This window comes from Actinophytocola sp., from assembly GCF_036002505.1.
In the GTDB taxonomy this organism is placed as follows: Bacteria; Actinomycetota; Actinomycetes; order Mycobacteriales; family Pseudonocardiaceae; genus DASYTH01.
Genome location: NZ_DASYTH010000335.1, coordinates 49,108 through 69,462, shown reverse-complemented (window position 1 = coordinate 69,462; position 20,355 = coordinate 49,108). Strand labels below are relative to the sequence as shown.

At 69.4% G+C, this 20,355-nt stretch carries 25 protein-coding genes and 2 pseudogenes; 13 read left to right on the top strand and 14 right to left on the bottom strand.

Annotated features, from left to right (window positions below; translation table 11 throughout):
- Both VGR06_RS29415 and VGR06_RS29410 read left to right on the top strand, forming a co-directional pair.
- Positions 1-228 (top strand): hypothetical protein (locus VGR06_RS29415; protein WP_327562401.1); only part of this gene is annotated, 228 nt, incomplete at its 5' end.
- A gap of 209 nt (positions 229-437) precedes the next feature.
- A complete protein-coding gene (locus tag VGR06_RS29410) occupies positions 438-914 on the top strand; it encodes an IS3 family transposase (protein ID WP_327562400.1) in 477 nt (158 codons plus the stop codon).
- Positions 915-1,074: 160 nt separating this feature from the next.
- Here the strand turns inward: VGR06_RS29410 and VGR06_RS29405 are convergent, their stop codons facing one another.
- Genes VGR06_RS29405 through VGR06_RS29395 form a run of 3 tightly spaced genes read right to left on the bottom strand, consistent with a single transcriptional unit; the run spans position 1,075 to position 3,355 of the window.
- Positions 1,075-2,079 carry an ABC transporter permease subunit gene (locus VGR06_RS29405; RefSeq protein ID WP_327562399.1) on the bottom strand — a complete coding sequence of 335 codons (1,005 nt, stop codon included), beginning with the start codon at positions 2,077-2,079 and terminating at the stop codon, positions 1,075-1,077.
- Positions 2,076-2,969 (bottom strand): ABC transporter ATP-binding protein, encoded by an 894-nt coding sequence (locus VGR06_RS29400; protein ID WP_327562398.1) that lies wholly within the window; start codon positions 2,967-2,969, stop codon positions 2,076-2,078. The genes VGR06_RS29405 and VGR06_RS29400 overlap by 4 nt, the downstream gene beginning before the upstream one ends.
- A complete protein-coding gene (locus VGR06_RS29395) occupies positions 2,966-3,355 on the bottom strand; it encodes a GntR family transcriptional regulator (RefSeq protein WP_327562397.1) in 390 nt (129 codons plus the stop codon). The genes VGR06_RS29400 and VGR06_RS29395 overlap by 4 nt, the downstream gene beginning before the upstream one ends.
- 531 nt (positions 3,356-3,886) lie before the next feature.
- Between VGR06_RS29395 and VGR06_RS29390 the strand changes: the two genes are divergently transcribed.
- Both VGR06_RS29390 and VGR06_RS29385 read left to right on the top strand, forming a co-directional pair.
- Positions 3,887-4,138 (top strand): hypothetical protein, encoded by a 252-nt coding sequence (locus tag VGR06_RS29390; RefSeq protein ID WP_327562396.1) that lies wholly within the window; start codon positions 3,887-3,889, stop codon positions 4,136-4,138.
- A gap of 141 nt (positions 4,139-4,279) precedes the next feature.
- A pseudogene (locus VGR06_RS29385) lies at positions 4,280-4,450 on the top strand (YciI family protein); the annotation flags it as partial.
- 173 nt (positions 4,451-4,623) lie between these two features.
- Here the strand turns inward: VGR06_RS29385 and VGR06_RS29380 are convergent.
- A complete protein-coding gene (locus VGR06_RS29380; RefSeq protein ID WP_327562395.1) occupies positions 4,624-5,454 on the bottom strand; it encodes a PhzF family phenazine biosynthesis isomerase in 831 nt (276 codons plus the stop codon).
- A 461-nt stretch (positions 5,455-5,915) separates the two neighbouring features.
- On the opposite strand from VGR06_RS29380, the gene VGR06_RS29375 reads away from it, so the two are divergent.
- On the top strand, positions 5,916-6,119 hold the full coding sequence (locus VGR06_RS29375) for a hypothetical protein (protein WP_327562394.1): 204 nt from the start codon (positions 5,916-5,918) through the stop codon (positions 6,117-6,119).
- A gap of 163 nt (positions 6,120-6,282) precedes the next feature.
- Here the strand turns inward: VGR06_RS29375 and VGR06_RS29370 are convergent, their stop codons facing one another.
- The 6 genes from VGR06_RS29370 to VGR06_RS29345 all read right to left on the bottom strand — a co-directional run bounded on the left by VGR06_RS29370 (position 6,283) and on the right by VGR06_RS29345 (position 12,147).
- Positions 6,283-7,092, bottom strand: a complete 810-nt coding sequence (locus VGR06_RS29370) for an ABC transporter permease (protein ID WP_327562393.1) — start codon at positions 7,090-7,092, stop codon at positions 6,283-6,285.
- A 3-nt stretch (positions 7,093-7,095) separates the two neighbouring features.
- The gene (locus tag VGR06_RS29365; RefSeq protein WP_327562392.1) at positions 7,096-8,022 is read right to left on the bottom strand and encodes an ABC transporter ATP-binding protein; all 927 of its coding nucleotides are present in this window, start codon (positions 8,020-8,022) and stop codon (positions 7,096-7,098) included.
- The gene (locus VGR06_RS29360) at positions 8,019-8,477 is read right to left on the bottom strand and encodes a hypothetical protein (protein ID WP_327562391.1); all 459 of its coding nucleotides are present in this window, start codon (positions 8,475-8,477) and stop codon (positions 8,019-8,021) included. Before VGR06_RS29360 ends, VGR06_RS29365 begins: the two co-directional genes overlap by 4 nt.
- A gap of 185 nt (positions 8,478-8,662) precedes the next feature.
- Complete coding sequence (locus tag VGR06_RS29355) at positions 8,663-10,252, bottom strand: serine hydrolase domain-containing protein (protein ID WP_327562390.1); 1,590 nt, start codon at positions 10,250-10,252, stop codon at positions 8,663-8,665.
- Between the two features lie 16 nt (positions 10,253-10,268).
- Positions 10,269-11,795: a serine hydrolase domain-containing protein gene (locus VGR06_RS29350; protein WP_327562389.1), complete on the bottom strand. Its 1,527-nt coding sequence runs from the start codon at positions 11,793-11,795 to the stop codon at positions 10,269-10,271.
- A gap of 199 nt (positions 11,796-11,994) precedes the next feature.
- Positions 11,995-12,147, bottom strand: a complete 153-nt coding sequence (locus VGR06_RS29345; protein ID WP_327562388.1) for a hypothetical protein — start codon at positions 12,145-12,147, stop codon at positions 11,995-11,997.
- Between the two features lie 68 nt (positions 12,148-12,215).
- Here VGR06_RS29345 and VGR06_RS29340 point away from each other — a divergent pair, with 68 nt between their 5' ends.
- From VGR06_RS29340 to VGR06_RS44060, 6 genes and pseudogenes are all read left to right on the top strand, one after another.
- Complete coding sequence (locus tag VGR06_RS29340; protein ID WP_327562387.1) at positions 12,216-12,431, top strand: BBE domain-containing protein; 216 nt, start codon at positions 12,216-12,218, stop codon at positions 12,429-12,431.
- Positions 12,432-13,351: 920 nt separating this feature from the next.
- On the top strand, positions 13,352-13,888 hold the full coding sequence (locus VGR06_RS29335; RefSeq protein WP_327562386.1) for a DUF4166 domain-containing protein: 537 nt from the start codon (positions 13,352-13,354) through the stop codon (positions 13,886-13,888).
- Positions 13,881-14,450, top strand: coding sequence for a hypothetical protein (locus VGR06_RS29330; protein WP_327562385.1), 570 nt, complete (start codon positions 13,881-13,883; stop codon positions 14,448-14,450). The genes VGR06_RS29335 and VGR06_RS29330 overlap by 8 nt, the downstream gene beginning before the upstream one ends.
- Positions 14,447-14,854: a hypothetical protein gene (locus tag VGR06_RS29325; protein ID WP_327562384.1), complete on the top strand. Its 408-nt coding sequence runs from the start codon at positions 14,447-14,449 to the stop codon at positions 14,852-14,854. The genes VGR06_RS29330 and VGR06_RS29325 overlap by 4 nt, the downstream gene beginning before the upstream one ends.
- Positions 14,855-15,190: 336 nt before the next feature.
- Positions 15,191-15,394, top strand: a pseudogene (locus VGR06_RS44065) (transposase); the annotation flags it as partial.
- A 9-nt stretch (positions 15,395-15,403) separates the two neighbouring features.
- Positions 15,404-15,535: a hypothetical protein gene (locus VGR06_RS44060; RefSeq protein ID WP_414637361.1), complete on the top strand. Its 132-nt coding sequence runs from the start codon at positions 15,404-15,406 to the stop codon at positions 15,533-15,535.
- A gap of 76 nt (positions 15,536-15,611) precedes the next feature.
- Here the strand turns inward: VGR06_RS44060 and VGR06_RS29315 are convergent, their stop codons facing one another.
- The 4 genes from VGR06_RS29315 to VGR06_RS29300 all read right to left on the bottom strand — a co-directional run bounded on the left by VGR06_RS29315 (position 15,612) and on the right by VGR06_RS29300 (position 19,675).
- The gene (locus VGR06_RS29315) at positions 15,612-16,343 is read right to left on the bottom strand and encodes a DUF4386 domain-containing protein (protein WP_327562383.1); all 732 of its coding nucleotides are present in this window, start codon (positions 16,341-16,343) and stop codon (positions 15,612-15,614) included.
- 31 nt (positions 16,344-16,374) lie between these two features.
- A complete protein-coding gene (locus VGR06_RS29310; protein WP_327562382.1) occupies positions 16,375-16,611 on the bottom strand; it encodes a hypothetical protein in 237 nt (78 codons plus the stop codon).
- Between the two features lie 125 nt (positions 16,612-16,736).
- Complete coding sequence (locus VGR06_RS29305) at positions 16,737-19,436, bottom strand: LuxR C-terminal-related transcriptional regulator (RefSeq protein WP_327562381.1); 2,700 nt, start codon at positions 19,434-19,436, stop codon at positions 16,737-16,739.
- A gap of 11 nt (positions 19,437-19,447) precedes the next feature.
- Positions 19,448-19,675, bottom strand: a complete 228-nt coding sequence (locus VGR06_RS29300) for a SelB C-terminal domain-containing protein (protein ID WP_327562405.1) — start codon at positions 19,673-19,675, stop codon at positions 19,448-19,450.
- On the opposite strand from VGR06_RS29300, the gene VGR06_RS29295 reads away from it, so the two are divergent.
- Together VGR06_RS29295 and VGR06_RS29290 are read left to right on the top strand one after the other, a co-directional pair.
- Complete coding sequence (locus VGR06_RS29295; protein WP_327562407.1) at positions 19,604-19,933, top strand: hypothetical protein; 330 nt, start codon at positions 19,604-19,606, stop codon at positions 19,931-19,933. The two genes, VGR06_RS29300 and VGR06_RS29295, sit on opposite strands and share 72 nt — an antisense overlap.
- 2 nt (positions 19,934-19,935) lie before the next feature.
- Complete coding sequence (locus VGR06_RS29290) at positions 19,936-20,295, top strand: ATP-binding protein (RefSeq protein WP_327562404.1); 360 nt, start codon at positions 19,936-19,938, stop codon at positions 20,293-20,295.
- Positions 20,296-20,355 lie beyond the last annotated feature (60 nt).

The following is a 20,355-nucleotide window of genomic DNA, read 5'->3' as shown; positions in this document are numbered from 1 at the left end:
ACTCGGCGGCATCTCCCGCCACCACGGGGCGTGCCGAAGAGCGCCGAGACCTGGCTGTTCCCAGTGCTGGGCCCTTCGCCAGGGAAGCTGCTGACGCTCCGCGCCGTCTCCCGCCGGCCATCGGACGCCCGCCCCTCGTGGGAGGGCACGTTCGCGTACGCCTGCACTGGCGAGAGCTGGGCCGGCCCCGCACCAGCTGCCGATGGCACCGGCCTCGATCGGTTGTAGAGTCGATCCGTCTGGGGCTTCGGCGACGCCAACCCATGGGTGCCCGGCTTCTCACCGGTGAGGGTTACGCCTGCATCTACGACGTCAACTTGAACCCGAAGCCCGCCTTCACAGACATGCAGTATGAGCTGATGGTGGCGCAGAAGGGCGCGGCAAAGCGACCCGGTGGAGGCCGCGAACACTAGACGGGGCGAGGTGGGACCGCCAGCGTGCGGGATGCGTTCTCCAACAAGGTCGTCGGCTGGGCCACTGCCGCCCGCGCGGACACCGAGCTGGTACTCACTACCCTGGGCCACGCCCTGCGCTCCCGCAGCGTCCATGATGGACAGTTGATACAATACACCACAGCGATAAAGGCTGCCAATACACGGGGCTTCGGTTCACCCAGCGCCTGCACGATGCGGGCATCGCCCCGTCCACGGGCAGCGTCGGGGATAAGCTTCGATAACGCGCTTGCGGAAAACCTGTGGTCGACCATCAAGACCGAGTTGCTGTACTGGGCCGGCACCCAGTTCGCCACCCGCGCCGAGGCCGAGGCAGCCCTGCTGCGCTACATCGACGGCTGGTACAACCCGCGCCGCATCCAGGAAGGGCTCGGCGGTCTCTCACCCGACGAGTACGAGGAGACGTGGCACCGCGAAGACGACCCAGCTACCATTCACCCCGAGCTGGACCCATCCAGATAACCAAGTCTCCGGCAAACCGGGGGAACCTCAGGGCTGGTCGGATCTCGGTCGTGGTGTGGAGCACCCTTGGCACCCAAGAAGCGTGGGCGGTGCGCGGGGTTGGCCGTGCACCGCCCGCGATCCGATGCGCGGTGATGGGTGTCGGTGTGTTCGTGGATCGTTAGGTGAGGCGTCGGCGGGTCCACCAGAAGCAGAACCCGGCCAGCAGCACGGCGGCGGCGAGGAAGATGCCGGTCTCGGTGAATTGCAGGGGCCAGAAGTGGCTGGCGGGCTGGTAGGTGAGGTCTTGGCGCAGGCCGAGGCTGCCGACCCAGTTCAGGCAGGCTGTTGCTCCCTGGTTTTCGCCGCAGTATTGCGGGTTGGCGGGTCCAGTGAAGAGCTGGCCGGTGGTGGTGATGCTGGTGTTGGTCAGTACCCAGGCGCCGTGGGGGATGACGCCGCTGACGACCTCCATCGCGCCACGCGGCTTGATCATGAGATCCTGGATGCGGCTGAGATCCAGCGGCGTCGTGGTGTGGCGCACGGGGGCGAGGTGGGCGCGGATCCACAGTGGCATCGAGACGACGGCGGCGATGTAGATGGCGAGGGTGGCGGCCATCGCGGGGACGGTGCGGCGGATGAGCATGCCCATGGTGACGCCGACGACGAACGCGAACAGGGCGTAGCCGATCGGGACGACGCCGCGGGCGCCGTAGACCAACGGGGTGATGCGGTTGGCGTTGGCGTGGTCGATGTGGTGCGCCCACGAGGTGACCGCCCAGCTGAGCAGCCCGACGCTTGCCGCCGAGGCGCCGCCGACGATGGTGAGTTTGGTGGCCAGCCAGCGGGTGCGGGTGACCGATTGGTTCCAGGCGAGGCGGTGGGTGCCGGCTTCGAGTTCCCGGGCGATCAGGGGGGCACCCCAGAAGATCCCGATCAGCGCGGGCACCACATACATCAGCGCGAGGGCGAAGTTGTAGACCTTGTCGCCGACGCCGCCTCTGACCTCGTGGAGGAAGGTGCTGACCGCGGTGCCGCAGTTGGTGTGGCAAGTGGCGGCGCCGCTGGAGGTCCACAGGTCGGCGAGGTTGTGCCCGGTGATCGCGAGGGCGACGGCGATGACGGCGAGGGCGCCGATGGTGATCCAGGTCTGGGTACGGAACTGGCGCCAGGTGAACCAGATCATCGCTGTGTCTCCAATGCCGCTGTGCGGACTGCTCCCGTTGCGGCCTGGGCCATGTAGGCCAGGACCAGGTCTTCGAGGGTGATCTGTTCGACGGTGAACGATGGGTCGTCGATCGGGGTGGTGCTGCGCACGATCAGGGTGGACTGCCGGTCGGTGTGGCTGCCCTCGATCACCTCCACGCCCTTGGGCAGGTCGGCGGGGTCGCGGCGGGCACCGGTGAGCCGGCAGTGGCCGGCCAGCAGGTCGTCGACCTCGCCGGCGACGCGGACCCGGGAGGCCACCAGCACGATCAGGTAGTCGCAGACGCGTTCGAGATCGGAGACCAGGTGCGAGGACAGGATCACGCCGGCGCCGTGGTCGGCGATGTATGCCATCAGGCCTTGCAGGAACTCCCGCCGGGCGAGGGGGTCGAGGCGAGCCACCGGTTCGTCGAGGATCAGCAGGTCCGGTCGTTTCGCGATGGCCAGGGTCAGCGCGAGTTGGGCGCGTTGCCCGCCGGAGAGTTTCCCGGCCTTCTGCGACGGGTCGAGGCCGAGTGTGGTGATCCGGTCGTCGGCAACCTGCTGATCCCAGCCGGGGTTGGTGTGGGCACCGAAACGCAGGTGGTCGGCGATCGACAGGCCCGCGTAGGTGGGCGTGTCCTGGGCGACAAAGCCCACCTTGGCCAACTGCGCGGCACCGGAGGCAGGTTGGCCACCGAGGACCTCGATACGGCCCGCTGTGGGGCGCAACAGGCCCACCGCGATATGCAGCAAGGTCGTCTTGCCGGCACCGTTCGGGCCGACGAGACCCACGACCCGGCCGGGCGGAATAGCGAGGGTGCAGTCGGACAACGCCAGGCGTCGCCCGTACCGCTTGGACAGGCCCTCGGCCTGCAGCACGGGGCTCATGCGGTCTCCTCTATCGGGGTGCGGAATGTGGTCACGAACAGGGCCTCGATGCTTTCGGAGTCCAGCCCGGCCGCTCGTGCCCGGGCGAGCCAGCCGCGGAGCTCTTCGCGGAGTGGACCGTGCGCCGCCAGCGACTCGTCGGTCAGGGTCCGGATGACGAAGGTCCCCACCCCGGGACGCGCCGCGACCAGGCCCGCGTATTCGAGTTCCCGGTAGGCCTTGAGCACCGTGTTCGGGTTGATCGCCACCTTCGCCACCACATCCTTGACCGTCGGCAGCTGATCCCCCTCGGTCAGCAGGCCCAGTCGCATGGCCTGGCGGACCTGCTGGATCAGCTGCATGTAGGGGGCGACGCCGGAGCGGCCGTCCAGATGGAACTCGATCACCCGAACCTCATTTATCTAGGTTCCTAGTACTATAGGCTCCATGTGCAAACCCAGGTCAAGCCCCGCAGGCGAAATTGCACTGACGGTTTTCGGTGCGCTTCGACTGCGCCCGGGAAGGACCACAGACGGTCGCAAGGCGACGGGCTGATCACCCTTGCTCGACTCGGGTCTCAGCGCTCGCCACGCGCAGCCCTAGATCACCGGCGCCATACCAGTAAAGATCAACTGGTGGGGGCTTCGGTGCTGCGATGTCCAGTCATCGCGACACGGAGGTGAAGTGCCGACTCCTACCGTCGTTGTGGCAAGTCGCACGCCCTTGACGATCAGGCAGACCGAAGAGAATGTCGTCGTTGGCCGCGGGAGCCGCCCCGCTGTAGGGCCGGGAACTGGCTGCGTGGTGCACCGGCGATCCCGGCGAGCGTCGGTTGAGCGTCCTCGCCCGGCCACCGAAAGAATCTTTGGTGCTGGCTGTCGAGATGGGTGGGTCCGCTCCGAGGTATCGGTAAACGGTTACCGAGAGGAAACGATCTGATGAGCCAGATCGACACACGAGGCGCGCCGCCCGCCGTGGTCGCGCCGTCGCGGGCAGCTCGCCGGCTGCTCGCCGCGGGGGTGGCCGCCGGACCGATGTTTGGGGTTGTGGTCGCCGTGCAGGCGGCCAGCCGACCCGGGTACGACCTCAAATGGCATCCGCTGAGCCTGTTCAGCCTCGGCCCGTACGGCTGGGTCCAAGTCGCCAACTGGCCTACACCGGACAGACCGACTGGTCGGCGGTCGACGTGACCAGCCCGGAGTTCCAGCCGTCTGCCAGTTCTACGCCGACCTGGGTAAGGAGCTGACCGAGTCGGGCGAGCTCGTGCTCACCGAGGGCCTGGCCGACCCGTAGCTGACCCGCACGATAAGCAGCGGGAAGGCGCGCCGACGGTCATCGACGGCCCGTACGCGGAGGCCAAGGAGGTTCTGGTCAGCTTCGCGATCGTGGACTGCGCCAGCCACGACCGGGCGATGGCGGTCGCCGCCCGGGTGGTCGACGCGACCGGAGACACCGTCGAGGTACGCCCTGTCATGAGCGGCCCGCCCGGCACCGAGGGGTAGACACCGTGGCCTGCCAGCGCACCGCAGCCGATCAGCAGGCCGAGTACCCCGATCGCCTTGACGGCGCCAAAGGGGAACAGCCACCTGTGGGGCACGCCCACCCTGGTCATGGTGGCGAGGTGAGATTCCTCCGAGTCCGCGCGCCGCACTGAAAGTGGCACTCGCGGTGAGCTCTATCCAGGGGTGTGCTGCAGGATGCCGTCGAAGACGGTGACCGCGTGGCCGGTGAGGTGGACCCGATCGCCGTGGATCTTGGTGCAGACTAGACCGCTCCGGGCGGAGGCCTGCAGGCCGGTGAGGCTGTCCCGCCCGAAGCGGTGCGACCAGTACGGAGCCAGGGCGGTGTGGGCGCTGCCGGTGACCGGGTCTTCGGGGATGCCGCCAGCGGGTGCGAAGTAGCGGGAGACGAAGTCGTAGCCGCAGTCCCTGGCCCCCGCGACGGCGGTGGCGATGATCCCGCGGATGCCGTGTTGTTGAGTCAGGTGGGCCATGGCGGGGAAGTCAGGGCTCAGGCTGCGCACGGTGGTCTCGTCGCTGACTACGGTGAGCAGGTCACCGAGGGCGCCGGTGCGGTAGACGGCGTCGGGTTCCGCGCCGAGGGCTTCGGTGAGGCCGTCCGGGGTGGGCGTGGCGGTCGGGGATGCGGCCGGGAAGTCCAAAGTGACGGTGCCGTCGTCGCGGGTGCGGGCGGTTAGAATGCCGCTGGGACTGGCGAAGCGGACGGTGAGAGGCATTGCCCGGTCGGCGTGCAGGGCATGGGCAGTGGCCAGGGTGGCATGGCCGCACAGGTTGCTCTCCGCGGTTGGTGTGAACCAGCGCAGTGCCCAATCGGCGTGGGCGTCTGCGGGCAGCGGGTGGGCGAAGGCGGTCTCGTGGCCCAGCTCGGCGGCGACCTGCCGCATCCATGCATCGCCGGGCCAGCCGACGGTGTCGAGCAGGCAGACCCCGGCGGGGTTGCCGGCGAACGGCTTGTCGGTGAACGCGTCGACGACCCGGATGCGCACGCAAGAACTGTAGGACGCCACGACGGCATCGGCCCAGGTCCACTTCGGGCTGGATCGCCGCGCTCGCGATGCGCTGCCGCGTACCGCCCTCGACCTGTGGGTTCGCGTCGCCGTTGGGACGAGACCGAGCGTGCGGGAATGGGACTGGCGCGGTTGCCACCCGCCGCCCGGGCGCATTCAGCCGGAGCAGCGCCGAGGAGCGCCGAGGCGGCTGGCCGGTAGAAGAGCTACGGCTCGGTCCGGCCGGCCCGTTCGGGGGGCGGGATGAGGCATCAAATTGGTCAGGGTATTCCGCCATCGTGGTATCGCGCGGCGATCCGCCGTTCCTCGTTGGTCAAGTCCGAATCCCTGACCAGAACGACGAGGGTGAGGTGGTTGCCGACCGGACAGTATTGGAACCTGAACCAGCCGAGGCGAATGGCCTTGATTGACATTAGGGGAATCCACGTGGTTGTGAACAGGTGGCCGTCGCGGCAGCGTACGACAACATCTCGACCGACCCGGTAGCCGCTGAAGTCGATACGCCGCGCGACGACAATGACCCAGATGACAAGCAGGCCTACGACGACGAGCACAACTATGCCGACCAGCGGGGGAATGCCTCGCATCCGACCGTCACCTACAATCTCGCATCTGCATCGCGTTGGGCCTGCTGCCCGGTTTAGTCTCGGCGGCTGGGATCGGTGGTACCCGGGCCTGGCGCCGGCGGCGACGTAGATCCATTGTCTCTCGCTGCCAATCGCTTGGGCTAAGGGCGTTCGACCGGAATGATGAGCCGCTTATCCGACATGCACCTCAGTCATGGCGTGGCGGGTACCCCGAGGGGTGTCACGTGTCCCGGCGGGTGATCAGGACGGCGGCGCCCAGGAGGGCGGCGGCTGGCCAGGCGATGAGGACCAGCATGGACAGGGCCGGGGAGAACAGGTTGGCCCGGGGGTGGAGGGCCACCACCTGCTGGGCGGCGTAGAACAGGGTGAACCTGCCGATCCGGTCGTTCCATGGGGCCGGCAGTAAGCCGAGGATGGCGGAGAGGTAGATCAGTCCGGCCAGTACTGCCACCGCGGCCGCGGTGTGCCGGATGATCGCGCCGAGTCCGAGACCCATGAGGGTGCATACGGACAGCAGGATGCCGTCGGCCAGCACGGCTCCGGGTACGCCGGGGTGGGACAGGGATACGCCGAGGTGGTTTCCGGACAGGATCGCCTGGGCGAGGAGGAACGACGCGAAGGAGACCAGTTCGCCGACGACGAGGGTGACGGTGCCGGCGACGACCGCTTTGGCGGCGAGTACCGCCCGGCGTCGGGGTACCGCGGTGAAGGTGGTGCGGATCAGCCCGGTGGTGTGTTCGGAGGTGAACGTCAGCACGCCCAGGACGCCGACGGCGAGTACGGCATACTCCAGGCTGGCGAAGCTCGGCAGGAGCGGGTCGATCGGTGGTCGGTGGTCGGGGGGTGGGGTGGCGAAGGCGACCGCGACGATGGCGCTGAGTCCGACGGTTGTGACGATGGCGACGAGTAACGTCCAGTATGTGGAGCGGACCGAGCGCAGCTTGGTCCACTCCGAGGTGAGTACGTCCCGGGCACGAACGGCAGCTGACGGCACGGCCGCTTCTGTTGGCCGGATGTCCATTGTGGTCACTGGTCAGATCTCCTGTCCTTGCTCGGGGTGCGCGGCGCGGTACTCGACGCTGTCGCGGGTGATGTCCAGGTAGGCCTGCTCGAGGGAGGCGTGCCGCGGCACTAGTTCGTGCACGGCGATGCCGTGTTCGGCGGCAAGGTCCCCGATCGCTGGTGCGTCGAGGCCGGTCACGGCGAGGCCGCCATCGGCGTCCGGTACGACACCGCCGCCGGACGCGGTGAGCAGCCCGGCGAGGTCGCCCGCCCGCGGGGATCGCACCAGTACGTCAGCGCGGGTACTGGACTCGATGAACTGTTCCGTGGGCGTGTCGGTGAGCAGTCGGCCGCGCCCGATGATGATCAGGCGGTCGGCGGTCAGCGCCATCTCGCTCATCAGGTGGCTGGATACGAAGACGGTGCGGCCTTCGGCGGCCAGCGTCTTGAACAGTTGGCGGATCCACTGGATGCCTTCGGCGTCGAGGCCGCCCGCTGGTTCGTCGAATATCAGGACCGGGGGGTCGCCGAGCAGTGCGGTGGCGATGCCGAGCCGCTGCTTCATGCCCAGTGAGAAGCCTCCGGCGCGGCGGCGTGCCACGGTGTCCAGCCCGGTCAACTGCAGCACCTCCGTGACGCGGCGCCGGCCGATCCCGTTGCTCTGCGCGATCGACAGCAGGTGGCGGTGGGCGGTGCGTCCGGGGTGGACGGCGGTGGCGTCCAGTAGCGCACCGACCTGGTGCAGCGGGCGGACCAGCTCCCGGTACCGATGGCCGTTGACCAGCGACGTACCCGATGTGGGGGTGTACAGGCCCAGGATGAGCCGCATCGTGGTGGTCTTGCCGGCGCCGTTCGGGCCGAGAAAGCCGGTCACGTGGCCGGGGCGGACGGTGAAGCTCAGGCCGTCCACCGCGCTGACCGGGCCGAAACGCTTGCACAGCCGGTCCACCTCGATCATGGCCGTGTTCCCGTGAAGAAGGCGCTCGAGCTGCGCTGCCACAAGTACACGACCGCAGCCACGCCGATCAGCCAGACGACAAACCAGAAGACCTTCACCAGGGCGGCCTCGGGCACGAGGAGGCTGCCGAACGCCTCCACGGTGGCGATACCGAACAGCACGGTTCCGGTGATCCGGGCCCAGTTCCTGCCGCGCAGGCTCGCCTGAGCGATGATGATCCACAGGGCGATGCCGACCAAGCCGCCGACGATCCAGCCCACGATCAACGGAAGCTCCTGCGCGGTGACCTGGTCCGGCGTCAGGTTCGGGAAACGGTTGTTCATAGCGCTCTTCGTGGCGTTCAGGGTGCTGACGTCAACGACGATGCCGATGAGGCTCGCGACCGCGCCGGCGTACATGAGCTTGACGGCGTTACGGACGCAGGCCGGGGCGGGCGGCCGCGGCACCTCGGGCACCCGGGCTTCGCCGGGGTAGGGCTGGTACATGTGCTTCCTCTTCTCGTCAGTAGGTCGGGTTCGCCGGCGAATGCAGCGGGCGGTCGTTAATGGTGAGGGGACCTCGCTGTCGCGGATGCGGACGAGCCGGAATGGTCGGGCCGGCGCCTTTGCCGGGCCGGACAACCTGGCGCACGGTCGGCGGCTCATGTCGTGGCGAGCAGCCACGGCCGGAGGATGTCGAATGGCGGCTGGCGACTCGCCCGGCTCGGCGCGCCGGCCGGTTCGTGCTGTATCAGCCGGCCGCCGAGGCGTAGCCAGTCCACGTGGCCGTCGGTCCCGCGGACGAAGTTGGCCCGGGTAGCGGTGTTCGCGCCGGCGGCGGTGAGGACGAGCTTGTAGTCGGGGCGGTAGAAGGCCAGGCGCAGCCCGACCGCCCCGCCGAACCTGCCGACGAGTTGGCCGTTGTCGGCGGTCAGCTCGAACTCCAACGCTTCGAGATCTCCGGCCGGGCCGACCGCGAGTTGGAGGTAGCGGCCCTCGTACGGGGCCAGTTCCTGCGCGGTGAGTACGCGCGGCACGGCGGGGAGGTTGCTGATCCCGGCGAAGCGCCGCAGCGCCCAGTCGTCGGCGAACAGTTCGGCGGCCAGGCTGGCGCCGCCTTCGGAGTTGGTGAGCATGGTGAACGCGAAGCCACGGTCGGGCACCATCAGGAAGCCGGAGTGCTGGCCGGGCCAGTCCCCGCCGTGCTGCACGATGCGTACGCGTTCGGCGCTCGGGCGCAGGGTCCAGGTGACGCCTACGCCGTCGAGCTCGACGAACAGGGTGCCGCCCGGTCCCGGCTGTGAGCGCATCGCGAGCAGGGACTGCTGGGTGAGCAGGCGGGTGTCGCTGCCGGGTATGGTCCCGTCACCGAGGTGGAAGCGGGCGTACCGCAGCTGATCGCGGACGCTGGAGATCAGGCCACCGGCGGGGTGCAGGCTGCGCCACACCTGGAAGAACGCTGGCTCGACGACCGGCTTGCCGTCGACAAGGTTGTGGGAGGCGGCCACGTTGAAGCCGATGATCTCGTCGGTGAAGAACCGGGTGTGCGCCAGCCCCAGTGGATCGATCAGCAGTGCCCGGACGGTCTTCTCGTACGGCTGGCCGGTGACCGCCTCGATCAGGCGGCCGGCCAGCGCCACGGCGGCGTTGTTGTAGCTGAACACCTCACCGGGTGGGGTCAGCTGGGGAAGCCGGGCGATGCCCGCGGCGTACCGGGTCGTGGCGTCGTCGCCCTCGCCGGTGTCCTGGAAGTCGTCACCCAGCCAGCCGGCGGTGTGGTTGAGCAGGTGGCGGACGGTGACCCGTGCCGCGACCGACGGGTCCGCGGTACGCAGATCAGGCAGGTACGTTTGCACCGGGGCGTCGAGGGCGAGCCGGCCCTGCTCCACCAGGCGCATCACGGTGGTACCGGTGAACGTCTTGGTGGTGGATCCGATCCGGAACAGGGTGTCGCCGTCGACGGGTACCGGGTAGTCGACGTTGGTGACGCCGTACCCCTTGATGTACTCCGTTCTCCGGTAGAGCACGCCCACGGCCACGCCGGGGATGCCGTACCGGACCATGCCGGTGCGAATCTTCTGGTCCAATTCGCGGAACGGCCGGCCGCGCTCAGGCGCGAACGCGGGCGGCGCAGCAGGCCGCGCCGACGCGGCCAGCGCCGGCGAGCCAAGGGCCGAGGCGGTCGCCGCCGCCGCTGCGGACGCCGAGGTCGCGCGAAGGAGCGTGCGCCGGGTCACGGAGGGCTGGTGCATGTGCTTCTTCCCCTCTTTATTGCGGTGGGTTGGTCCAGGAACGCAGCACGCGATTGTTGATGGCGTCGAGCGGTGTCGACTTGGTCGTCAGGGTCAGGTGAACCTGGTTGTCGCGGACACGCACGAGCAGGGACGCGGTGGCCCCACCGCCGGCCCCACCGTGAGCGGCGACGTCGCCGCGGGGGCTGATCAGCCAGCCCATACCCGCCCGACGTGCGCCGGGTGTGGGCGGTGTTTGCGGGTTGAGGGCCTCACGCGCGAGTGCCGCGGGCAGCAGCGACGACCATCCGGCTCCTAGGCGTACCAGGTCGGCCGCGGTCGCCCACAGCCCGCCAACGGCGGGAACGGTGCAGAGCCGGGCCGGCGCCGGCACGAAGGCGCCCTCCGGTGTCACGTCGTAGCCGGTGACCGCATCGGGGCCGAGGTCGGCCGAGCGGGTGGGAAACGACGAGCCGCTCATCCCGAGCGGTTCCAACACGAGGCGGGTGACCGCCTCCGGGTACGGTGATCCGGTGACATCGGCGACCAGCTGCCCGAGCACGGCGTAGCCGCCGTTGCTGGGCCGGACGACCCCGCGCGTGCCGCTGCAGGCGATCACCGGGCCGGTCAGCGTCGCCAGGTCCGGGACGCTGTCGGCGAACAGCTCGGCGAGCCGAGGGCTGTCCACTCCGGCGGTGTGGCTGAGCAGTTCCCGGACCGTGATGGCATCGTCGGTCAGGCTCACCGTGCGCAGTTGGTTGTTGGCGGGGGTATCGAGGCCGATCCGGCCGTCGGCGACCAGCCGCAGCACGGCGGTCGCGGTGACCAGCGCGGTGATGCCGGGCGCCGGGAGCCGGTGACCGGTATCAAGGACCTCGCCCTGGTCCAGGTCCGCCCAGCCCGTCGCGAGCACCCACACCGGGGAATCCGGGCCACCGCCGGCGAGGACCAGGCCGGCCAGGCCCAGCTCGGCGAAGGCCTCGGCTGCCATCCCGGCCACTTCAGCGGGAACCTCGCCGCGGCTGCGGGCCGGCGGCGGTGACGTCACGCGAGCGTCGGTGATCCGCTTTGTCAGCGGAATCGCCCGCAGCTCCGTGAGCCGGTGGGGCGGCTCGGCTTCGACTGTCGCGTCGACCCGTAGGTCGCCGATCTGGACGCTGGCGGACAGCGGCGCCTGGGCCATGACGGCGAGTTCCTCGCGCAGCAGCGGGGCCATCGGGATGATCGTCGCGACCAGCTCGCTCGCCGGAGTCTCGGCCAGCACCGGGCCGCCGACATGCCGGCGCATCTCGTCATCACCCGGGCGCGTCCAGGACGGCTCACCGGCGTCCCGGAAACGGCCGATCACCCATCTCAGCTGCGCCAGCGCTTGGCTTTCCTGCTCGGGCTGGCCGCAGATGAGCTGCTTGAGGGCGGCCCAGCTCGGCTGGCCATGCTCCCGGGCGATGGCCGCCTGCGCGTCATGCAGCGCGGAGAACTCGCCAGCGGCCAGGCGGCGTTTCGCCTCGAGCTTCAGGTACCGCAGGCTTGGCCGATCAGGCAGCGAACGCGACCCATCGGGCATGGCAGCCCTTCCCTCACGCCCGCGGGTCCGCTACATCGGGCAGGAAAGACTGGCCGTTGATCTTGCCTGGGAAACCGGTGAGCTTGCAGCCCTGCCTGCGGACCTAGAGGCGCCCGGAACGCCGCTCGCCATGATACTCCATCACAGCGCGACGTCGAGGCGCGTGCCTTCGCGCACGTCGCTGCATGGAGACGAGGTTCTACAACTCCACATAGCGGTCCTCGTCGATTTCCGGACCGCCCTCCTTGCCGTAGTCCGGGCCTCGGTTGGGGTAGATCTCCGAGCAGGGGCCCGCACCGCCCGGGCGTGTCGACGAGGTACTACTCGCCGCGCGCGGCCGGGCCAACTCCACCTCCTGGAACGGCTCCTCGGGCTATCCCCACCAGAGCGAGTCAAGACGTGGCGCGCATCCCATGCCTGATGGGCACCGACCCCGTCCGGCTCGACCAGCAGTGGGACCAGCTGCGCACGCACTTGCGCGGCCTGTACGTCAGCTTCGAGACCGACACCCGCCCCGAACGGCTCCACGAGGCGTACCCGGCCGACACCCTGCACCGCCTCGCCGACCTCAAACGCCGCTACGACCCGGGCATCCTGTTCCGCGACAACGTCGACCTCAGTCCTGCACTGCGCTGACGATGGTCACGGCGACCAGCGGGCGGCGCGTCGAGCCCGTGGTGCTCCGGTAGTGCTCGGATGTCGCGAACCGAACGAGTACGAACCGAACTGATCCAGCACAACGGCCCAGAGCGCCCTTCGAGCCGTCGTCACCGATTGAGTGCACGGCGCGGACCAGGGCATACAAAGAGCTTTCCCGGCGGACTGAGGGATGCATTACAGTACGTACGAGTAAGTGGACCCGTGACTACTAGGCATCTGACTATGGATCAGAAGGTTAGAGGTTCGAGTCCCTTCGGGCGCGCAAGATTAAATGGCGTCTGGCCTGCGAAAACGCGGGTCAGGCGCCGTTCAAGGTCTGTCCATTGCGGACCTATGGTGCTCCTACGGTGCTCGTCAGTTTCGGAGCCGCCTGGTCCGGGGTTCGCAGCTGTGTCCAGCGCAACGCGGATCAGTCCGGATCACGAGTGGGGCTGGTTACACAGCGTGTCGCCGCGGGGGCCGGGAAGGGCCGCGGTGGGCCGCCGCCTTCGCGCCGGAATCGACCTTGCTGGGCAGCAGGTCCAGGCCGCGGGCTGATCGACGCCGCCGTGCGGGCGGAGACGTGCCCCATTTGGTTTCTGGCACGACCGTCTCGCCTCGCCTCGAGTCGACCGCGTGGCGGGCAGCCAGGGACCAACGTCGGTTACCTCGATCGGCGGCGTTGCTGACAAAGAGGAGTCCGGGTACACGTCGGCGTGACTTCGGATCACGGCATACGACGACTTTCTTGAGCGCCGGGACGGACACGCATACTTCTCGGCACGACCGGACGGCCGTCGTATCCACTCGCCGTGACGCTACGTAGCGCACGTTCGGCGGCGGCTGTTCTATGGTCCGCTTTGGACTGAGCGTCATAAATTCCGCCACTACCCGGCAGGCCGGCCTGAGGGCTGGTTGTGCCTGCGGTCGGTCGCGGTGATTATCGATGCGTGACCTGGCTGTACCGTTTCCATCTGGGTGAACGTCCGGTTGTGGGCGTGGGGCGGCTCGACGTCGTACGCGGATCTTCGCTGCTCAGCCGCTGCCTGGGCATGCTCCTGCGGCTCCCGAGGCAAGGAGCGGGCCAACCGTTGCGGGTATGGATCGAGGAGTACGACGGCATCGAGACATGGCACCGGCTGATCGGTGGGCGGCACCTGGACAGCCGCCAGCGCCGGGACGGTGACCTGCTCGTCGAGTCTGCGGGCGTAGCCGAACTGCGGATGCGGATGCAGGTCACGGATGACTCGATCACGATCGCGCCGGTCAGCGGCGCGTTACGCGTCGGCCGTCTGCGTAGCCCGCTACCGGATGCCCTCGCTCCGCACTCTGCGGCCACAGCGACAGCCACGGCTGACGGCTTCGAGGTGGCGGTCCGGATCTGGATACCGTGGGTCGGACTGCTGGTCGCATACCGCGGGTACGTGTACGAGGAAGGAAGCAGCGATGGCTGAAGTCCTCTGGCTCCTCGCCGTGCTGGGGCTGCTGGGCGGCTTCGACACGGTGTATTTCCATGAGATCCGCGGGCAGTTGCCGGCCCAGTTGCCCGGTCTGCGCCCGGAGCTGGTGCTCCATGCCGGGCGCAGCTTCATCTACGTCGTCGTGTTCGGAACACTTCCGTGGATCTCGTGGCGCGGGGGCTGGGCGATCGTGTTCGCCGTTCTGCTGCTGGCCGAGATCTGCATCACCATCGCTGACTTCATCGTCGAGGATCAGGTCCGCAAGCCGTTCGGCGGTCTGCTTCCGGGCGAGCGCACGACGCACACGATCATGGCGATCGTCTACGGCGCGATTCTTGCGAACCTGATCCCGGTGCTCGTCGGCTGGTGGCGGCTCCCGAGTGGGCTGGTGGGGGATCCGGCGCCCGTGCCGCTCTGGCTACGGCTCGCGCTGTCCGCGCTGGCCGTCGGCACCCTGGCATCGGCGATCCGGGACGCGTACGCCGTGGGCGGGTTCCCGCGTCCGCTGGCGCGCTGGCCCTGGCGGCCGGGCCACGCGGCGACGCGCGCCAAGTGATCCGGCGGCGGCTGCACCGGGTTACGTTCGCGCTGGCCGGGGTTTACAACATTCTGTGGGGCGGGTACGCGGTGCTCGATCCACAGTGGTTCTTCCGGATCACCGGCCTGCCCCTATCGAACACCCCGCAGATCTTCGCCACGCTGGGCATGGTGCTCGGCCTCTACGGAATCCTGTATCTCGAGGTGGCGCGGGTGCCCGAGCGCGGCTGGCTGGTCGCGGCGATCGGCCTGACCGGCAAAGTTCTCGGGCCACTGGGGCTGGCCTGGTTGCTGCTCACCGGAGTCTGGCCCGCAAAGACGCTGATACTGGTGGCGACCAACGACCTGATCTGGTGGGTTCCGTTCGCACTGTACGTCCGTGACGGCTGGCCGTACATGCGGGCTGAACTGCGGCAGCGATGAGCTGGCCACCTGCGTCGTCGCGGCGCGGCGCGGGCTCGGTCAACGGCAGCGGTGTCGGCGCGGCGGTCACAAGCTGATGCTTGATCTTGGTGCGGCGTCCCAGCCGCCGGCGCGCGTCGGATCAAGCGGAGGGAAACCCTCGGATGGCACGAGTCATCATCGGCGTGCACCCGCACAAGCGGTCGGCCACCATCGAGATCATCAACGACCGTGAGCAGACCTTCGGCAAGGGCCGGTTCGGCACCGACCGCGACGGCTACCAAGCGATGCTCTCCGAGCTGATCCACGAACTCGTCGTGATCGACAAGAAGATCAAAGTCGCCAAGCAGGAACTCACTGAGCTGGTCACCAGCACCGGTAGCCGGCTGCTGGACCTGCACGGCATCGGCCGTCCGGACCCGACTGCTCGGCGACATCGGCCGGTTCACCAGCCGCGCCCACTTCGCCTCCTGGAACGGCACCGCCCCCATCGACGCCTCCTCCGGCGAACAGAACCGCCACCGGCTCTCCCGCGCCGGCAACCGGCGCATCAACCGGGCGCTGCACATCATGGCCATCGTCCAAATGCGCCACGACACCGAAGGTCGCCGCTACTACCGGCGCAAGCTGGCTGCCGGCAAAACCCCGATGGAAGCCCTACGCGCCTTGAAACGGCGGCTGTCCGACGTCGACGTGCAGTGACAGTCCCTGCCGGGCGTGCGAGAGCCGGCCGCGGACCGGGAGCGGCCCACCGATGGCGGTGGGCCGCTCGCGGGGTTCAGGCGGCTGGGGTCAGCGGGCGTCCCGTGCCGGTCGGGACCGTGGGCGCGAGGATGGGCGACGGGCGGAAGCCCTTGACGACCATCCAGACACCCAACGACAGCTCCCAGGCAGCCACTGGGAGGGCCGCGATCGCCGACCACGCGGACGTCTGGTCGGTGAGGCCGAACAGGGTCGCCGTGGCGGCGGCGAGCAGCAGCGGCGCTCCGATGAGTCCCATCGCCGGGATGATGCGGGGCACGAGCCGGGATCGGTACATCAGCGTGCCCAACAGCAGGGCGTTCAGGGCGGGCATGAGCCCGGGCCCGAGGAGGAACGTCCAGTCGCGAACGGCGACGAGCGCCCTTCCGGTGGTCACCAGCGTGGCCGTATCCGTTCCGGGGTGGCCGGCGAAGTCCTGTCGCAGGGTCACCACCGCGAGCAGGCTCACCACGCCGATCATGATGACCGCGGCTTCCAGCATGCGAGAGGTCACGAAGCCCAGCGCGAGAGCCTCGTTCTGCCGTTTGACCACCGGGAACAACGTCACTGCGGTGCCGATGCAGGCCAGGGCATTGACCACGTCGAGAAGGCAACCCCACACCACGCGGGTGTCGCTGCCGGCGCTGACGATGTAGTTGGCGTTGTTCAGGATGGGGTCCAGAAACAGGAGTGCGGCGGGGATCGAGGCGATGAAGGTGATCAGGTAGAACGTGCCCGCGACGAGGGCGGTCTTCCGGGTGGATGTCATGGCGGTCTCCTGGAGGCGTCGTTGAGTTCGGCTAGGTCGGTTCGCCCTGGCGCGGGTCGACCCGGGTGACAGAGAGCAAGGGCAGACCGATGTCGCGCAGGGTGCGCAGCAGCCCGTACAAGGCGGCCTGGTCGACGACCGGGCCTTCGATGAGGGTGGTGCCGTCGGCCCGGGCGGTGAGGGTCATCCCGTCGAAGCGGGCCGCCCAGCGGGCTCCGAGGTGCCCCTTGATCCGGATCTCGTACCGGCCGGCTGGCGTGTCGGTCATCGTCCCTCCCCCTTGCCGTGCTGGCCGGACGGGGAGTTCCGCCGTACGCGTCGGCCCGTCGGCTTGTCCGCAAGGTAGGCGCCGATGTGGTGACCACACATCACCACATGTGGTGAGTGGCGGGATCAGTGTTCGCGCGTACGCGACAGAAGGTTGAGGTCGGCGGCCTGGCGCACGGCGGCTCGGCGGTTGTTCACGCCGAGCTTGGCGTAGATGTTCCGGGTGTGGGTCCGCAGGGTGTTCAGCGACACCATGAGCGCCCGGGCGATTTCGGGCCCGTCCAGGTCGGAAGCGAGCAGCCGGAGCACGTCCAACTCGCGTTCGCTCAACGGCTGGACCATCCGCTGCCTGCCCGGTGCGTTGTGTTCGGCAGGGTTGCCGGCCGCCAGGAGTCGACGGACGTAGTCCCGCCTTCCGGCCCGTCTGAGCAGCGACACCATCGGTGCACCGGCGCCGGCGAACACGCGGACGTAACCTTCCGGCTCGGCCAGGGTCAGCGCGCGCTCCAGCGCCGCCAACCCGCCCCGGACGTCGCCCCGGGCCTGTTGAGTGAGCGCCTGCAGCACAAGGATCTCGATGACACTGCCCCACCTCGCCCCGCCTTCGGCCGCCCGCAGCAGGCGCCGCAGGAGCTCGGCGACGTCGCGGACGACAGGCTCCGCGGGCTCCTGCCGGTGCTGGGCCAGAAGCACGCGGGCCAGGGTGAGGTGCTCGAACTCGCGAAGGTAGGACGGGTCGTCCTCGGTCGACAGTCCCTGTTCGCGCGCCCAGGACAACGCTTCGCCCAGGCGACCCTGGGCGGTCAGCACGCGTGCCCGCATCGCCGGGATCGGCCGTACGTTCGGGGAGAAGTCGCCCGTGTACACCCGCTGCGCCTCGTCGAGCAGGTCGAGGGCGCCGTCCAGATCTCCCTCCGCCTCCCGGACCTGCGCCATCGCGACCCGCCAGCGGTACGGGTTCTGCGGCAGCCAGGTGTGTTCGCCCAGTTCCTCGGCGCGCCGCAGGTGCTCGGCAGCGGTGGCCAGGTCGTCCCGCTCGCAAGCGATCTGGCTCATCCCCACGTACATGTCCGCCGTACCGCGCAGCACTGGCCCGTCGTCCTCGGCGGCGAGTCGCAGCGCTCGGCGATAGGTGCGCAGCGCCTCGCCCAGGCGGGCCTGGGTGATGCGGATGTCGGCCAGCGTGATCGAGCAGCCCAAGACGTCGGAGAGGTGCCCGGCCCGCTCCAGTCCCTCGACGCTGACCGAATAGGCCTGGTGTGCGGCGTCGAGGTCTCCGCCGCCCCAGAGCGCGAGCCCGAGGAGGGCCGACGCGGCGGCCCGGACCAGATGGTCGTCGCCGGGCGCCCGATCCATGGCCAGCCGAGCGTGGCGGATCGTGGCCGGCGCGTTGCCGCGAGCCAGTGCCAGGGCGGCGCGGTACGTCTCGATCGCCGCGGGCAGGCGCGGAAGCTCTCCCTCGTCCATGACGACCATCCAGGCACGGTCACCGGTGCCGCCCAGCCATCGCTCGGCGTCCCGGAGCCGCCGCTCCGCGTGGTCGAACTCGCCGACCGCCATCAACGCGCCGATGAAGCCCACCGCGAGCACCGGCCGGATCCGGACGACCTCGTCGGGGATGGCGTCCACCCACGCCCGGATCGTGGCCTCCTGCCGGCTCCTGCGCAGCGCCGGGATGGCCAGCTCGACCAGGCCCGCGGCCCGTTCCACGTCTCCGGCGGCCAGTGCGTGGCGGATCGCCGGCGCCGGTTCGCCGTTCCGCTCGTACCACTCGCTCGCCCGCCGGTGCAGGTGCGGGACCCGGTCGGGCTGCTCGTCCACCAGGTGGGCGTGCAGGACGTCGGCGAAGAGATGGTGGTAGCGGTACCAGCGGCGGCTGTCGTCGAGCGGGACGACGAAGAGGTTTCCGCGGTCCAATGACTCGAGCCTGGCCCGGCCACCGCGCTGCGCCGTCACGGCGTCGCACAGCGGGCCGGTCAGCCGGTCCAGGATGGACGTCTGGACCAGGAAGTCGCGGACATCGGCGGGTTGCCGCTCCAGGACCTCCTCGACGAGGTAGTCGACGATGTACCGGTCGTCGCCGGCGAATCCGGCGATGAAGCCTGCGACGTCGTCCCGTCCCTGTATCGACAGCGCCGCCAGCTGCAGTGCGGCGATCCAGCCTTCGGTACGGCCCTCCAGGGCCGCGATGTCGCTCGCCGCCAGGTCCAGCCCGATGACGTCGTTGAGGTAGGCCGCCACCTCCTCCGGGGTGAAGCGCAGATCGGCGGCTCGGACCTCGACCAGATCGCCGCGTGCCCGCAGGCGAGCCAGCGGCAATGCCGGATCGGCGCGGGTGCTGACCACCAGGTGCACCCGCGGCGGAAGATGCTCGACCAGGAACGCCATGCCACCCTGCAGGTCCGGCCCGTCGACCAGGTGGTAGTCGTCGAGCACTAGGTAGACGTCGTCCGGCACGGCGCTGAGATCGTTGACCACGGCGGTGAGGACGGTCTCGACGGGTGCCCCGGCCGATTGCAGGAGCGGGAGCGCACCGGCGCCGACGCCGGGCACCGCCGTCTGCAGGGCCCTGATCACGTACGTCCAGAATGACGCCGGCCGGCCGTCGGTCTCCTCGAGCGACAGCCACGCCACCGACCGCTTCTCGCCGCCGGCGGCCAGCCACTCGCCCAGCAAGGTCGTCTTGCCGAACCCGGCCGGGGCGGAGACGAGCGTCAGCCTCGACTCGGCCGCACGGCTGAGGCGTGCGCTCAGCCGGGGACGCGCCACCAGACTGCGCCGCCGCCGGGGAACGTAGAGCTTGGTCTCGACCAGGGGGCTTGCCATGTCCGCTCCCCTCATGCACACGAGCGTAGGCGATTCGTGGGCGCCAGAGACGCTTCGGTCCGAGACGGCTGCCGTGACAGCCGAGCGGCCAGAGGCTCTCGCTCAGCCCGGTGCCGGAGGGGTCGGCGACGATCCGCCGGTCGTCCGGCAGATGGCGGGTGACGCCCATGCTCGCGCAGTTCGAGCAACGGCACCGCCACCCGGCGACTGGTGTCCAGCGCCCGGCGCGCCTCGCTCACCGTGAACGGCTGCGGCAGCCCGGCCAGGACCGGCACGGCCTGCTGCGGCGCGCCGGACCGGAGGATCACGTTGCCGGCGAGCTGCACGACGAGCCCGGCGCGGACCGCGGCGCCCGGCGGTTGGGCGGTGGCCCGGTCGGCGGGGATGAGCACGGCGGCGCCGCGCCGAGCAGGACAGGCGGGCCGTGGCGGCCCAATGGCGAGCGCCCAGCAGCTGCGCCGCGCCGCCGCGCGAACTTTCCCGTCAGGCCCGGCTGATCGTGATCGACGAGGCCCAACGGCTGCCCGAGGAGTGCATCGAGCTGCTGCGCTACCTGCACGACCACGACGACACCGCCTTCGGGCTGCTCTACGTCGGCGGCAACGGCTGCTGGGAGGTGCTCTCCCGGCACCCCATGCTGCGCTCGCGAGTCTGGCGCCGCCAGACCTTCACCCCGATGGCCCGCCAAGAGGTACCGCAGATCATGCGCGCCTACCACCAGCTCTACCACGACGTGGACGACGAGCTGCTGCACTACGTCGATGACAAGCTCGCCCACAGCATCTGGCGAAACTGGGCGCTGTTCTCCACCACCGCGGGCTGCCGTACTATGTCAAACACATCGACAGACATCGATTAAGCGGCGCGACATCTGCCCGCGACGCCATATCCAACATGGACATACCCGCCAAGAACACCA